This window comes from Enterobacter cloacae complex sp. SHL021, assembly GCF_049237765.1.
Taxonomy (GTDB): Bacteria; Pseudomonadota; Gammaproteobacteria; order Enterobacterales; family Enterobacteriaceae; genus Enterobacter; species Enterobacter cloacae.
In genome coordinates, this window is sequence record NZ_JBMKJG010000001.1 from 68685 (window position 1) to 84202 (window position 15518).

The 15518-nt window shown below is 57.2% G+C and carries 12 protein-coding genes; 3 read left to right on the plus strand and 9 right to left on the minus strand.

What is annotated here, in order from left to right; all coding sequences use genetic code 11:
• Nucleotides 1-77: 77 nt before the first annotated feature.
• A complete protein-coding gene (locus tag ACOTZF_RS00340) occupies nt 78-1919 on the plus strand; it encodes a glycoside hydrolase family 19 protein (protein ID WP_013097339.1) in 1842 nt (613 codons plus the stop codon).
• A 96-nt stretch (nt 1920-2015) separates the two neighbouring features.
• Here the strand turns inward: ACOTZF_RS00340 and ACOTZF_RS00345 are convergent, their stop codons facing one another.
• From ACOTZF_RS00345 to poxB, 4 genes are all read right to left on the minus strand, one after another.
• Nucleotides 2016-3029, minus strand: a complete 1014-nt coding sequence (locus ACOTZF_RS00345) for an NAD-dependent epimerase/dehydratase family protein (RefSeq protein ID WP_013097338.1) — start codon at nt 3027-3029, stop codon at nt 2016-2018.
• A 92-nt stretch (nt 3030-3121) separates the two neighbouring features.
• The gene (locus ACOTZF_RS00350) at nt 3122-4558 is read right to left on the minus strand and encodes an SDR family oxidoreductase (protein WP_038984460.1); all 1437 of its coding nucleotides are present in this window, start codon (nt 4556-4558) and stop codon (nt 3122-3124) included.
• A 10-nt stretch (nt 4559-4568) separates the two neighbouring features.
• Nucleotides 4569-5570 carry a low-specificity L-threonine aldolase gene (gene ltaE, locus ACOTZF_RS00355; protein ID WP_038984462.1) on the minus strand — a complete coding sequence of 334 codons (1002 nt, stop codon included), beginning with the start codon at nt 5568-5570 and terminating at the stop codon, nt 4569-4571.
• Nucleotides 5571-5608: 38 nt separating this feature from the next.
• Entirely contained in the window at nt 5609-7327 is a 1719-nt protein-coding gene (gene poxB, locus ACOTZF_RS00360; RefSeq protein ID WP_023622154.1) for a ubiquinone-dependent pyruvate dehydrogenase, read from the minus strand.
• A 152-nt stretch (nt 7328-7479) separates the two neighbouring features.
• Between poxB and ACOTZF_RS00365 the strand changes: the two genes are divergently transcribed.
• Entirely contained in the window at nt 7480-7914 is a 435-nt protein-coding gene (locus ACOTZF_RS00365; protein ID WP_029883004.1) for a DoxX family protein, read from the plus strand.
• A 90-nt stretch (nt 7915-8004) separates the two neighbouring features.
• Here ACOTZF_RS00365 and hcr read toward each other — a convergent pair whose 3' ends face one another.
• From hcr to aqpZ, 4 genes are all read right to left on the minus strand, one after another.
• Nucleotides 8005-8973: an NADH oxidoreductase gene (gene hcr / locus ACOTZF_RS00370; protein WP_038419017.1), complete on the minus strand. Its 969-nt coding sequence runs from the start codon at nt 8971-8973 to the stop codon at nt 8005-8007.
• Between the two features lie 10 nt (nt 8974-8983).
• Entirely contained in the window at nt 8984-10636 is a 1653-nt protein-coding gene (hcp, locus tag ACOTZF_RS00375) for a hydroxylamine reductase (RefSeq protein WP_023622157.1), read from the minus strand.
• Between the two features lie 144 nt (nt 10637-10780).
• A complete protein-coding gene (locus ACOTZF_RS00380) occupies nt 10781-11680 on the minus strand; it encodes a lysine exporter LysO family protein (protein ID WP_013097331.1) in 900 nt (299 codons plus the stop codon).
• A gap of 157 nt (nt 11681-11837) precedes the next feature.
• On the minus strand, nt 11838-12533 hold the full coding sequence (aqpZ, locus tag ACOTZF_RS00385; protein WP_013097330.1) for an aquaporin Z: 696 nt from the start codon (nt 12531-12533) through the stop codon (nt 11838-11840).
• A 371-nt stretch (nt 12534-12904) separates the two neighbouring features.
• Here aqpZ and ACOTZF_RS00390 point away from each other — a divergent pair, with 371 nt between their 5' ends.
• Nucleotides 12905-14563, plus strand: coding sequence for an ATP-dependent endonuclease (locus tag ACOTZF_RS00390; protein ID WP_013097329.1), 1659 nt, complete (start codon nt 12905-12907; stop codon nt 14561-14563).
• Here ACOTZF_RS00390 and ACOTZF_RS00395 read toward each other — a convergent pair.
• Nucleotides 14560-15516 (minus strand): VirK/YbjX family protein, encoded by a 957-nt coding sequence (locus ACOTZF_RS00395; RefSeq protein WP_038419018.1) that lies wholly within the window; start codon nt 15514-15516, stop codon nt 14560-14562. The genes ACOTZF_RS00390 and ACOTZF_RS00395 overlap by 4 nt on opposite strands.
• Nucleotides 15517-15518 lie beyond the last annotated feature (2 nt).

Below are 15518 nucleotides of genomic sequence, written 5' to 3' on the forward strand. Positions count from 1 at the left end.
TGAAGTTTATTTATTAACGGATTAATAAATGAATTTAGATTTATTTAACTTTATCGAAATTAACAGGAATAACCGAGATGAATAAAAGGACATTACTGAGCGTGCTTATTGCCGGTGCCTGCGTAGCGCCGGTGATTGCTCAGGCCACCATGCTGAAGGCGGAAAGCAGTGTGCCTTACACCATGAAAGCCAGCGATCTGGCTAAAAAGGAAAAAGAGCTCACCGATTTCCCACTGATGAAATCCGTGAAGGATACCATCCGTACGCTGGACAACGCTCAGGTCGAGCAGATTGAGCCAGGCCGTGCAGCCAACCCGGTAAACGTGAAACGCGTTGAAGGGATCCTTAAAGAGAGCGACTGGGAATACCTGTTCCCGCTGCGCGCGAAGGATTACAGCTACAGTAACTTCCTGAAAGCTGTGGGTAAATTCCCGGCGCTGTGTGATACCTACAACGATGGCCGCGACAGCGAAGCTATCTGCCGTAAAGAGCTGGCAACCATGTTTGCTCACTTCGCACAGGAAACCGGCGGCCACGAAAGCTGGCGTCCGGAGCCGGAATGGCGTCAGGCACTGGTCTATGTGCGTGAGATGGGCTGGAGCGAAGGCCAGAAGGGCGGCTATAACGGGGAGTGTAACCCGGACGTCTGGCAGGGTCAGACCTGGCCGTGCGGTAAAGACAAAGATGGCGACTTCCTGAGCTACTTTGGCCGCGGCGCTAAGCAGTTGTCTTACAACTACAACTACGGTCCATTCTCTGAAGCAATGTACGGCGATGTCCGCACGCTGCTCGACAAACCTGAGCTGGTGGCCGACACCTGGCTGAACCTGGCGAGCGCCATCTTCTTCTTCGCTTATCCACAGCCGCCAAAACCAAGCATGCTTCAGGTTATCGACGGCACCTGGCAGCCGAACGACCACGATAAAGCCAACGGTCTTGTCCCTGGCTTCGGCGTGACCACCCAGATCATCAACGGCGGCGTAGAGTGCGGTGGCCCGACTGAAATTGCCCAGTCTCAGAACCGTATCAAATACTACAAAGAGTTCGCTAACTACCTGAAAGTCCCTGTACCGGCTGACGAAGTGCTTGGCTGTGCCAACATGAAGCAGTTCGATGAAGGTGGCGCAGGCGCCCTGAAGATCTACTGGGAACAGGACTGGGGATGGAGCGCGGATACCCCTGATGGCAAGACCTACGCTTGCCAGCTGGTGGGTTACCAGACGCCATTTAGCGCGTTCAAAGACGGCGACTACACCAAGTGTGTACAGAAGTTCTTTAACGTGAACATCGTTAACGACGACGGTTCCGCGGTCGTGCCGGATGAAACACCGGCTCCTGCTCCAGCCCCGTCTGAAGATGAGACGCCAGCGCCGACACCAACACCGGATGAAACCCCGGCACCTGTGCCAGACGACATCCCGGCGGTGGTAAACCATGCGCCTGTAGCGCAGATTGCCGGTCCGATCGGTGCGGTTGAAGCCGGTGCGCAGGTCTCCCTGAGCGCAGAAGGCTCTACCGACGAAGACGGCAACAAGCTGACCTACACCTGGCGTTCCCAGGACGGCCAGACCGTTACCGGCGACGATAAAGCGGTAGTGACCTTCAACGCGCCTGAAGCCGCGACGGCGCAGCAGTATGAAATCAGCCTGACCGTCAGCGACGGCGAGCTGAGCAGCACCACCACATACCTGCTGAACGTAAAAGCCAAAGCAGCCACCCCGTCTCAGGACGAAGGCACTTCCGGCTCTTACCCGGCGTGGAGCGCGAACAGCAAGTACAGCGCAGGCGATATCGTGAACAACCACGGTAAACTGTTCCAGTGCAAACCGTTCCCGTACAGCGGCTGGTGTAACAACGCACCAATGTACTATGAACCAGGCGCAGGTCTGGCATGGTCTGAGGCCTGGACGGCATTATAAACAGCAAACGGCAACCGAAAGGTTGCCGTTTTAATCTTTACTCCCTCTCCCTGTGGGAGAGGGCCGGGGTGAGGGCATCAGGCCGCACCCAATTAACTACCGATGCAACTTCCCATGGTCCCGCAGCCACGCCGCGGTGCGCACAATCCCTTCATCCAGCGTCACAATCGGCTTATACCCCAGCTCATTCTCCGCGCGCGAAATATCCAGCGTGAAATCAAAATTCAGCTTCGACACGCCGTAATGCGTCAGCGCAGGCTCTTTGGCGGTTTTGCTGCCAAAACGCTCCATGCTGCGGGCAATCATATCCAGCATGGGATAAGGCACCGAGCGAATGCGGCAGTCGATGTGCAGCTCGTCGATCAGGCGCTGCACAATGGTGCGAAGGCGGCAGGGTTCGCCGTTGGTGATGTTATACGCGCGACCGGACGCCAGTTTATCGCTGTCCGGCTGGCTCGCCAGCCACATGGCGTACACGGCATTTTCGTAATAAGTCATGTCCACCAGCGCATCACCGCCGCGCGGCAGCAGCACGCTGCCGTAGTGGTGCATCATCTGCGCCAGGCGCGGAATAAACACTTTATCGTGCGGTCCGAAAAGACTTTGCGGGCGCAGGATCGTAAAGCGCGTATGCGGGTTCGACTGCGCCAGCAGGTCGATCACCTCTTCGCTGGCCGCCTTGCTGCGGGCAAACTCACAGGCAAAACGGGCCGGACGGAACGTTTCCTGGATATCCCGGTGGTGGTGATAGTCGAAGTAGAGCGACGGAGAGGAGATATGAATAAAGTTACGCACGCCCCAGGCAACGGCCCACTCGCCCAGACGGCGCGTGGCGCGCACGTTGGCGAGATCAAAGGCTTCCTGGGTTCCCCACGGAGAGGTAAAACTGGAGCAGTGCCACAGGGTGTCGATTCCGGCGAGCATCACTTTCGCCTGAGAGGAGACCAGCTCCGTCAGGTCGGCATGGACAAACTCTGCGCCCATTTTTTGCAGCAGCTTACCCATCGCCTCGTTGCGACCGGTAGCCCTGACGCTAATGCCTTTGTTGCGCAGAAATTCGACCGCATTTCGGCCTAAGCCGCTGGTCGCCCCGGTAACCAGTACCTTCATAACAATCCACTGTGTTGAAAAGAATTTCGTGCGCATTCTTTCGTGAATTACGGCGGGTTGCAATGGGAAAGGTGAAAGAAAGCGAGTTTTATTTAGTTCTTTTCCGTTTTTTGTTCTGCCAGTTGCGCAATCCGTTTTGCCATCCCGCGGAAGATAAACAGATGTGCGGGGATCATCAGTAACCAGTAGAACAGACCGGGCATCCCATGTGGGTGCCACCAGGCGCGGACGTCCAATTCACGGCAATCGCCTTTGTCTTTTAGCGTGAAGCAGAGCCGTCCCAGCCCCGGCGCTTTCATGCCGAACAGCAGCGCCAGCTGTTTTTCCGGTTCGACGATGATGACTTTCCAGCTGTCGACCGTATCACCCACTTTGAGGTACGGCTGCGCAGGGCGGCCTTTCGCCAGCCGGTGGCCCACCAGCAGATCCATCGCTCCGCGTGTCTGCCAGAGAATATTGCCGAAGAAATAACGCTCTTTGCCGCCGATCTGGTTCACCACCTCCCACAGCGATGCCAGGCTGGCCGAGGTTTTCACCGTGCAGCCCGCCTGTTTCGGGTAATAACCGTACTCCGGCCGCCAGCGGGCAAACGCCTGCGCGTCGTAGCCCCAGTCGCTGGAGTTCACCAGCTTCTCTTCTTCTTTCAGGGTATGGCGTACCGCGTCGTCAAAACGGATCAGCGTCTGCGGAATTAATGCGCGCAGTTCGCCATCGTCCGCCAGCAGATCGTGCTTCAGCCCCTGGATCAGCGCTTTCGCTGTCGTCGGCGGCACTGAGGTAATAACGTTTAAAAACCACACGGAGATCCAGCGGGTCGGAAAGGGAACGGGGATGAGCCAGCGTCGGCGGCCGCTGACGCGCATAAAATGCTCGAACTGTTCCTGATAGCTCAACACCTCCGGCCCCGCGGCCTCAAGCACGCGATGCTGTTCGGCGGGATGGTCCAGCAGCGCCACCAGGTAATGCAGCAGGTTTTCCAGGGCAATCGGCGTGGTGCGCGACCGCACCCAGCGCGGTGGGGTGAGCACCGGCAGGTTGTAGACCATATCGCGCATCACTTCGAAGGCGGCAGAGCCCGCGCCGACGATGATCCCCGCCCGCAGTTCGGTGACGGGGATATCCGCACTGCGCAAGGTGTCCGCGGTAAGCTGACGGGCGCGCAGGTGGTCCGACTGCTCATTTTCGGGCGCCTGGAGCGAGCTTAAAAAAATCACCTGCTTAACCGGCGTTTGCCGCAGGGCATCGCGGACGTTCAGGGCCACCTGACGTTCGTGGGCGATAAAATCGCCGCCTTCGCCCATGCTGTGCACCAGGTAATACAGCGTGTCGATATCTTCCAGCAGCACTGGCAGCGACTCTGGCCAGTTAAGGTCGACGTTGTGGCAGGTGACGCCAGGCAGGTTTAGTTTTTGCAGGCGTTCCGTGTTGCGTGCCGCCGCCAGCACCTGATGCCCTTGCTGGCTTAACGCCGTGGTCAGATGCTGACCGATATACCCGCTGGCACCAAGCACCAGAATACGTTGCGGCACGTTCTGCTCCTTAACGCTGTAAAAACGCCTGCCAGTGTTTCACGACGTCCAACAGCTGCTCGCGGCTGACGTCGAGATGCATCACCAGACGCACAACGGATGACGCGTTGATCAGTACGCCACGCGCTTTCATGAATTCCCCAAGCGCAGCGGCGTGCTCATCACCCACGCGAACAAACAGCATGTTGGTGTCGTGTCGCATCACGTCGGCGCCAATTTCACGCAGTTGCCCGGCCATCCACGAGGCGTTGTCGTGATCGTCCTGCAGACGTGCCACGTTGTTTTTAAGGGCATACAGACCCGCTGCGGCCAGAATACCGGCCTGGCGCATGCCGCCGCCGGTCATCTTACGCCAGCGGTTGGCGCGTTTGATGTAGTCCGCATCGCCCACCAGCAGAGAACCCACGGGGGTGCCCAGCCCTTTTGAGAGGCAGATGGTGAACGAGTCACAATATTGCGTAATCTCGTTCAGCTCGCAGCCGTAGGCCACCACGGCGTTAAAGATTCGTGCGCCGTCCACGTGCAGGCCGAGCCTGCGCTCGCGGGTAAATTCCCACGCCGCTTTGAGGTACTCGCGCGGCAGGACTTTGCCGTTGTGGGTGTTTTCAAGGCTGAGTAATTTGGTGCGGGCGAAGTGGATGTCGTCGGCTTTGATTTTTGCGGCGACCTTGTCGAGCGGGAGAGTGCCGTCCGGTGCGGCGTCGATCGGCTGCGGCTGAATGCTGCCGAGCACCGCCGCGCCGCCCGCTTCGTACAGGTAGTTATGCGCTCCCTGGCCGACGATGTACTCTTCACCGCGTTCGCAGTGGCTGAGCAGCGCCACCAGGTTGGCCTGCGTTCCGGTGGGCAGGAACAGGGCGGCCTCTTTACCGCTGAGTTCTGCGGCATAGCGCTGCAGTTCGTTGACCGTTGGATCGTCACCGTAGACGTCGTCCCCGACCGGGGCGGCCATCATCTCTTCGAGCATGGCGCGACTCGGACGGGTAACGGTATCACTGCGTAAATCAATCATTTCACATCCCTTTATTTTAAGAGGTCATGCGAAATGTTTTACCTGAGCCAGTTAGTTTTTGCCAGTTCGATCACTTCATCGCCGCGGCCGCTGATGATCGCCCGCAGCATGTAGAGGCTGAAGCCTTTGGCCTGCTCCAGCTTGATCTGCGGCGGGATGGCCAGCTCCTCTTTAGCGACCACCACATCCACCAGCACCGGGCCGTCGATGGAAAACGCCCGTTGCAGAGCTTCATCCACCTCGGAGGCTTTCTCCACGCGGATACCGGTTATGCCGCAGGCTTCGGCAATGCGGGCAAAGTTGGTGTCGTGCAGCTCGGTGCCGTCCGTCAGATAGCCCCCGGCCTTCATCTCCATCGCCACAAAGCCCAGCACGCTGTTATTGAAGACCACGATTTTCAGCGGCAACTTCATCTGCACCACCGACAGGAAATCGCCCATCAGCATGCTGAATCCGCCGTCACCGCACATCGCCACCACCTGACGCTCCGGAGCGGTGGCTTTGGCGCCCAGCGCCTGCGGCATGGCGTTGGCCATCGAGCCGTGGTTGAACGAGCCGAGCAGGCGGCGTTTGCCGTTCATCTTCAGGTAGCGTGCCGCCCAGACGGTTGGCGTGCCGACGTCGCAGGTAAAGATGGCATCGTCGTCCGCGAAGTGGCTGATCTGCTGCGCGAGATACTGCGGGTGGATCGCTTTGTCGCTCGGTTTGGCGAGATCGTCCAGCCCCTTACGCGCATCGCGGTAATCGCTCAGGGCTTTGTCGAGGAATTTACGATCCGTTTTCTCTTCCAGCAGCGGCAGCAGGGCGGCAAGGGTGGATTTAATGTCGCCCACCAGCGCCATATCGACCTTGCTGTGTGCACCGATGCTGGCCGGGTTAATATCGATCTGAATGATTTTGGCATCTGTCGGGTAGAACGCGCGATAGGGGAACTGGGTACCGAGCAGGATCAGCGTGTCGGCATTCATCATGGTATGGAAGCCGGACGAAAAACCGATCAGCCCGGTCATGCCCACGTCGTAGGGGTTATCGTACTCAACGTGCTCTTTGCCGCGCAGGGCATGAACCACTGGGGCTTTTAGCTTACCTGCAAATTCAAGGAGTTCCTTGTGCGCGCCAGCACAGCCGCTGCCGCACATCAGGGCGATATTGCTGGCGTAACGCAGCAGTTGCGCCAGTTTTTTCAGCTCCTCTTCAGCTGGGGTAACGACCGGCTGGGGGGCGTGATACCAGTGGGTGCTGGCCCCTTCGGGCGCAGCCTTGAGCGCCACATCCCCCGGGATCACAACCACAGAAACACCGCGGTTCAGCACCGCCTTGCGCATGGCTATCGCCAGAACCTGCGGGATCTGCTCCGGCGAGGACACCAGCTCGCAATAGTGGCTGCATTCACGGAACAGCTCCTGCGGATGCGTCTCCTGAAAATAGCCACTGCCGATTTCAGATGAGGGAATATGGGCGGCAATTGCCAGCACCGGCACGTGATTGCGGTGACAGTCGAACAGCCCGTTAATCAGATGCAGGTTCCCTGGACCACACGACCCGGCGCAGACGGCCAGCTCCCCGGTGAGCTGTGCTTCGGCCCCGGCGGCAAAGGCGGCGACCTCCTCATGACGGGTCGGCATCCATTCAATGGTTTTCATCTTGTTGAGGCTGTCGCTCAGCCCGTTCAGTGAATCGCCGGTTACGCCCCAGATACGTTTTACACCTGCCTGTTCAAGGGTCTTCGCTATGTATGCAGCCACGGTTTGTTTCATGGTTGTCCGTCTCCTTTTTGTGATATCGCTTACAAGCTTAGAAGAAAGTCACTGTATTGCCTGCACAATACCCCTCATTTCAGGGTGGTTTTCACCGGCAATGATTCGGCATAATCTGGCGACAGATTGGGTGAAAACGGGAATCATTTCAGATGGTTAAATCATTGTTAATTGCTGTAAACGAAAAGCTAACGTGCGACGATCTCGGCAAACTCTTGTTACGACTTGCCGTCGGTGGGCTGATGTTGTTTCACGGATTACACAAGTTATTTGGCGGTGTGGGCTTTATCAGCGGCCTGCTGGTGGAAAAAGGGCTGCCGGGGTTTATTGCTTACGGCGTATTGATTGGCGAAGTGGTGGCACCGATCCTGATTATTGTCGGCCTCTTTACGCGCCCGGCGGCGCTGGTTCTGGCGTTTACCATGATTGTGGCATGGCTGATGGTGGGCACGGGCAAAACCTTTGCACTCGATGCCGTCGGTGCGTGGGCCATTGAGAGCCTGGTGTATTTCTTTATCGGCTCGCTGGCGGTGGCGTTTTTAGGGGCAGGGCGGTACGCGGTAGGGAAAGGTCCTGCGTGGCGATAGGGTTGTTGTAGGTCGGGTAAACGTAGTGCCACCCGACAAAAAGCCCGGTGGCGCTGACGCTTACCGGGCCTACGATCGAACATTTAACGTTTATGCAAGGACCAGGTCCCCCTGCGGATGACATGAGCACGCCAGCACATAACCTTCAGCAATTTCTGCATCGGTCAGCGTCATGGTGCTGGTCACGCTGTACTCCCCGGAGACTACCTTCGTTTTACAGCATCCGCATACGCCCGCGCGACAGGCAGCCACCACGGGCACCTTATTGCTTTCCAGCGCCTCCAGCAGCGTGGTGCCCACGTGGCCAAAGAAGGTTTGTGCCGGTTGCAGTTTGGTGAACTGAATCCCGCTGGTTGCCGCCTCCGCCACCGGCGTGAAGAACTGCTCTTTGAAGAAGCGGGTTACGCCCAGGGCTTTCACTTCCTGTTCCACAATCTCCATATACGGTGCCGGGCCGCAGGTCATCACGGTACGGTTCGCTATATCGGGCACGCGTTGCAGCAGCTCGCGGCTCAGACGTCCCTCGACAAAACCGTGCGTCGCGTTGTGCTCTGCCACCAGCGTCACCGGATAGTTGTGCCACTCATCGGCAAAGATCACATCGTCCGGCGAGCGCACGCTGTAGATCACCTGCACGTCAGCCTGCGGGCGGTTTTTGGCCAGCCAGCGACGCATTGACATGATCGGCGTGACGCCACAGCCTGCGGCCAGCAGCAGGAATTTATCTTCGCTTTTGTCGTCACAGGTAAATTCCCCCTGCGCGTCAGACAGCCAAATGTAATCCCCGCGCTTGACGTCACGCGTGAGCCACTGCGAGCCTGCACCGTCACCGATGCGGCGGATAGTGAGCGTAATGTATTCGCTCACGCCCGGCGTCGAGGAGATCGTATAGGCGCGCAATGTGTCCGCGGAGTTGCGGACGCTGACCAGCGCATACTGACCGGCACGGTACGGGTAGTAGTCATGGCACAGCAGCGACAGCGTCCACACATCCGGCGTCTCCTGCTGGATGTGGTGAACCTGCATCCGCCACGGGCACTGAGAGGTTGGCATGGTCATGAAATACTCCTTACGCGCTCAGCAGTTGCTGCATATCTTCTTCTACGGTGGTCACGGAACGCAGACCGAATTTCTCGTTCAGCACGGCCAGCAGGTCCGGCGTCAGGAAGCCTGGCGCGGTTGGGCCGGTGACGATATTGGTTACGCCCAGAGAGAGCAGGGTCAGCAGGATCACAATCGCTTTCTGCTCGAACCAGGAGAGCACCAGCGACAGCGGCAGATCGTTCACGCCGCAGCCCAGTTTCTCCGCCAGCGTGACCGCCAGAATGATGGCTGAATAGGCATCGTTACACTGACCAGCATCCACCAGACGCGGCAGCCCTTCAATGTTACCGAAGTCCAGCTTGTTGAAACGGTATTTACCGCAGGCCAGCGTCAGGATCAGGCAATCTTCCGGCACGCGGGTGGCGAAATCGGTGAAGTAGTTACGCTCACCGCGCGCGCCGTCACAGCCGCCAATCAGGAAGATGTGGCGCAGTTTTTCACGGCTGACGAGGTCAATCAGCGAATCTGCGGCGCCGAGCAGCGTTTCGCGACCAAAACCGACAGTGATCAGGTGCGGAATTTCGCTGTACGGGAAGCCCGCCATCTGCTGCGCCTGGGCGATCACCGGACCGAAATCGTCACCTTCAAGGTGGCTCACGCCCGGCCAGCCGACGATGCTGCGGGTCCAGATGCGGTCATCATACGCGCCGACGGTCGGGTCGATGATGCAGTTAGAGGTCATCACAATTGGGCCCGGGAAGCGGGCGAACTCAACCTGCTGATTCTGCCAGCCGCTGCCGTAGTTCCCGATCAGATGTTTGAATTTACGCAGTTCCGGGTAGCCGTGTGCGGGCAGCATTTCGCCGTGGGTATAGACGTTAACGCCGGTGCCTTCGGTCTGCTTCAGCAGGTTGTAGAGATCTTTCAGGTCGTGGCCGGAAATGAGAATACATTTGCCTTCGGTCGCTTTCACATTGACCTGCGTTGGCGTTGGATGACCGTAGGTGCTGGTTTCACCGGCATCCAGAATGCTCATCACTTTGAAGTTCATCTGGCCGATTTCCATAGAGCACTCAAGCAGCGCATTCATATCGGCAGGCCAGGTGCCCAGCCACGCCATGATTTTGTGGTACTGCGCGTAGATGTCGTTATCGTACTGGCCAAGCACGTGCGCGTGCTCCATATAGGCTGCGGCACCTTTCAGGCCGTACAGGCACAGCAGGCGCAGGCCGAGAATGTTCTCGCCAATCGCCGCTTTGTCTTTGTTCGGGGTAAATTCTGCGGCCTGACGCTGTAATTCGCCCAGGTCGTCACTCACCAGTTGCAGTTCTGACATCGGGTTGTCCACGCGGGCGCTGGCATCGGCATTCAGGCACTGCGCTTTCAGCGCTTCGCGCAGGGCAATCGCTTCACGGGCGTACCCGACAATGCGCGGCGAATCAAAGTTAACGTTAGTCAGCGTGGAGAAAAAGGCGCGCGGCGCAAAGCTGTCTACGTAGTGGTCGACAATACCGTACTCGCGGGCTTTGAATGCCCAGGCGGAAAGTCCCTGCAGGGCAGCAATCAGCAGATCCTGCAGGTCTGATGTTTCTGCGGTTTTACCGCACATACCCTGCGCGTAAGAACAGCCATTGCCTGCCGGGGTACGGATAGTTTGTTCACATTGCACACAAAACATAATCACACCTTTTAAAGTTATATTTGATATACATGTTTAAGGTTATGCCTGTGTCCGGGCGGTGAAAAGGGCTTTTTTTGACAAAGTAGAGGGAGATTGATTTAGCGCAATTTTGGCGGCAGGAACCCTACCGCCAGAGAGGTATCAGGCGGAGAAAAAGGCCATCAGAACAGGCACCAGCAGGCTCAGAATAAAGCCGTGTACGATGGCGGCGGGCACCATTTCCAGCCCGCCAGAGCGTTGTAATACCGGCAGGGTAAAGTCCATCGACGTCGCCCCGCTCAGACCCAGCGCGGTAGAGCGGCTGCGGCGAACCAGGCCCGGGATCAGCATGATGGCGATTAACTCCCGCGCCAGGTCGTTAAAGAAGGCGGCGCTGCCAATAACAGGGCCAAACGACTCGGTTAGCAGAATACCGGAGAGGGAATACCAGCCAAATCCGGAGGCCATGGCCAGGCCGGTTTTGAGCGGCAGGTCGAGAATCAAGGCGTTAATGACGCCTGCTACCATTGAACTGGCGACCACAATAACGGCAACAATCATTCCCCGACGATTCAGGACAATCTGTTTCAGGGTCATGCCATTATTGCGTAGCTGGATACCAATAAGGAACAGCAGGAAGATCAGGGTATATTCGCTGGCTTCGGTGGCGTGCTGCAAAAAAGGCCATCCGGTGAGCCCAAGGACAAAACCGAGCACCACGACGCCGCACAGTTTTAATGATTCCAGCGCCATCGCAATTCGGGAAGGCAGTTTTTCCTGATGGTGATGGTTTTTCCACGGAATAGTGCGCTCAAGCCAGAATAAGGCGGCGATATTGCAGAGCAAAATAACCACAACAGTGACAGCAGAATAATGCAGGATGGAAAGCAGATTGGTCGCCAGGTTATCCAGAAAGGCCAGGCTAATCCCCATAAAGAACAGAATGACGTAAACAATCCAGCTGAGAAAACGGTTGATAAGCCGTAATGCCGATGCCTGATGCAGCGGGATAAGATAGCCCACAATCAGGGGCAGCAGAATAATGAGGAGTCCTGAGAACATGAACAACCGGTCCTTGTGAGTAGCTGTTGAGCGCCAGAGACACTACCCAATAAAGGCTGTTCAGTAAAGCGGCAAAAGAAAGCCGGGTGGCGGCTGCGCCTTACCCGGCCTGTTGCCCTCACACTGGCCCTCTCCCACAGGGAGAGGGAGGGAAAGATTAATCGCGTTTTTCCAGCAGGGTGCGATACAGCACGCCGCCCAGAATACCGCCGACGATCGGCATTACCCAGAACAGCCACAGCTGCTCAAGTGCCCAACCGCCCTGGAAGATGGCGACGGCGGTGCTGCGCGCCGGGTTCACCGAGGTGTTGGTCACCGGAATGGAGATCAGGTGAATAAGCGTCAGTGCCAGACCAATGGCGATAGGCGCGAAGCCCGCAGGGGCGTATTTGTCGGTCGCGCCGTGGATCACCAGCAGGAAGCCGGCGGTCAGCACAATTTCAATCACAATGGCAGAGAGCATAGAGTAGCCGCCAGGCGAGTGCTCACCGAAGCCGTTGGAAGCAAAACCGCTGGCTGCGGCGTCAAAGCCGGCTTTACCGCTGGCAATCACGTACAGCACCGCGGCAGCAATAATACCGCCCACAACCTGAGCGACAATATAGCCAATGACCTCTTTGGCCGGGAAGCGACCACCAGCCCATAAGCCTAATGTCACGGCCGGGTTAAAATGACCACCGGAAATATGTCCTACGGCGAAGGCCATGGTTAATACCGTTAAACCAAATGCCAGCGCGACGCCGACAAAACCAATGCCGAGTTCCGGAAATGCTGCTGCCAGAACGGCACTACCGCAGCCACCAAACACCAGCCAGAATGTACCAAAGCATTCTGCTGCTAATTTTCTGAACATAACCACCTCAATTAACTACCGCACGCTTTCCCGCGCGCGGGATATATCGCCATAAAGGGATGACGACTCAAAGAGCCATTATTTTAGAAACCAACAACACCCCTTCGCCACTTAAATAAATTCGGATAATTTGATTTAAGGCAATGTGATGTCAATCCTTGTTCAAACTGGAGGTGAATAGATCATAGTCCAATTTGCGGGCGATAGTTTGTGGTGCTATTGAGACTATTTCAAATGAAACCTTGCACGTAAATTCTGAATTTTTCGTGCTGAGACAAAATAATCAGGAGGCCTGACAGTGTTCTGTGCGGCATCCTCCCGCTATACTGCTGATAACTTAAAGGAAAAAGTGATCATTTCTCGGGGGATGTATGCTTCTCGAACGTGTGGAAATTGTCGGGTTTCGCGGTATAAACCGTCTGTCACTCCAGCTGGAGCAGAATAACGTCCTCATCGGCGAGAACGCCTGGGGTAAGTCCAGCCTGCTGGACGCGCTGACGCTGCTGCTTTCGCCCGAGGGCGATTTGTATCACTTCGTTCATGATGATTTCTGGTTTCCGCCCGGCGATGTCAACGGCCGTGAGAAGCATCTCCATATCATTCTGACGTTCCGCGAATCCGAGCCGGGGCGTCACCGGGTGCGTCGCTTCCGCCCGATGTCACCGTGCTGGGTTCAGAGCGACGATGGCTTCCACCGTATTTTTTATCGTCTGGAAGGCGAGATGTCAGAGAATGAAGGGGTGCTGACCCTGCGTGAATTTCTCGACCAGAAAGGCAACCCCATCCCACTGGACAATATCGACGAGCTGGCCCGGCATCTGATTCGTTTGATGCCGGTGCTACGCTTGCGCGATGCGCGTTTTATGCGGCGTATCCGTAACGGTACTGTGCCGCATATGCCGGAAGTAGAAGTCACCGCCCGCGAGCTTGATTTCCTGGCACGCGAGCTGGTTTCGCGTCCGCAAAATCTCACCGATGGGCAAATCCGCCAGGGGCTTTCTGCCATGGTGCAACTGCTGGAGCACTATTTTTCCGAGCAGGGGACCTCGCAGTCGCGCCATCGTCTGATGCGCCGTCGGTCCCATGATGAGCAACGAAGCTGGCGCTATCTCGATATCATTAACCGGATGATCGACCGGCCCGGCGGACGCACTCATCGGGTGATTTTGCTGGGGCTGTTTTCCACCCTTCTGCAGGCCAAGGGAACCGTCCGTCTGGATCGCGATGCGCGTCCGCTGCTGCTGGTGGAAGATCCGGAAACACGTCTGCACCCCATCATGCTCTCCGTTGCCTGGCACCTGTTGAATCTGCTGCCGCTTCAGCGCATTACCACCACCAATTCCGGCGAGTTGTTGTCGCTGACGCCGGTCGAGTATGTTTGCCGCCTGGTGCGTGAATCATCGCGCGTTTCTGCTTACCGGTTGGGGCCGGGAGGGATGAATGCCGAGGATGGTCGCCGTATTGCGTTTCATATCCGCTTTAATCGCGCCTCGTCGCTTTTTGCCCGCTGCTGGCTTCTGGTGGAGGGGGAAACCGAGACCTGGGTCATCAACGAGCTGGCGCGCCAGTGCGGCCACCATTTTGATGCGGAGGGGATTAAGGTCATCGAGTTTGCGCAGTCAGGGTTAAAGCCGCTGATCAAATTCGCCCGGCGGATGGGCATAGAATGGCACGTGCTGGTCGACGGCGATGAGGCGGGTAAAAAATACGCATCCACCGTGCGCAGCCTGTTGAACGATGAGCGAGAAGAAGAGCGGGATCATTTAACCATGCTGCCCGCCATGGACATGGAGCACTTTATGTACCGCCAGGGGTTTGACGACGTGTTCCACAGGATAGCGATGGTGCCGGTCGATGTGCCGATGAACATGCGGCGCGTGATCGCCAAAGCGATCCACCGCTCTTCAAAACCGGATTTAGCCATTGAAGTGGCAACAGAAGCAGGGCGGAGAGGGATCGAATCGGTGCCTACGCTGCTGCGTAAAATGTTCTCCCGCGTCCTGTGGCTGGCACGCGGGAAAGCCGATTAACGCCGGGTTGCCTGGGTGACCTGCTCCGTCAGGCTATCCAGCAGCTCATAGCGGCGGCGATATTCCGCGCGTTTTTTACTGGCAATCTCTTCCATGGACTTACGCGGCATGGCAAGCGGCAGTTCAAAGTTACCGTTATCCTGTTTGTGTCCGCCGAGGGAGATCCAGAAGCTGTCGTAATCCGCCAGCAGTTTCCCCTCTTTTTTCTTGCGATATCGCCAGCTGCGATAGATGTGGGTGGCATTACTCACCGCCACAATCTGCTCCACCGGGAAGGCGCTGCCAAGCGTCATGACAGCTTCAACCAGCAGACGTTTCGGGAAAAGGCCATGGCACGCCTTGGTTGCCTTCTGGATCAGCTCATGCGGAACGTGGGCTTTCGCCCCCTGCAGACCGCCGATAAAGAGTGTGCTTTTGCCTTCAAACGGGCACAGCGTAAACGTTATTTCCGCCAGCACGGTATCCTGATGGTCACTGAAAAAGAGGGTAGCTTCTCCCTCTTTATCCAGGAACGCATCGGCGCACAACCGAACGGTAAACTGCTGTTCATCCTTACCGGTTAAGGTCAGGAGCGTCACGCCCTGCTTAGAAAGATAGCCTTTGAGCAGCGCGGCTGGCAGGTGGTGACTCATGGTCTGGTAGTGCCAGTTCAGGGCTTCCAGCGCATGCGGGCGATCCATATTCACGGTCAGCCAAGGGCGATGCAGGCGACAGGGCAGGCCAGGCTGGACCTGCAGCATTTGCATCAAACGGGGCTGCTTTGCCAGGCTTGAGAGCAGACGTGCGGTGCTGAGCGGTGTGGCCAGCGTGCGAAGCGCAAACTTACGTCGATAGGCGGGATTTTGCCATGCCAGGCCCGGCGTAATGGTGCCAGTGACCAGGCTTTTAAACAGCTGCCAGCCGGATTTAGGCTGCGACAGAGTGGAATACGGTGTATCGACGATGGAAGACATGT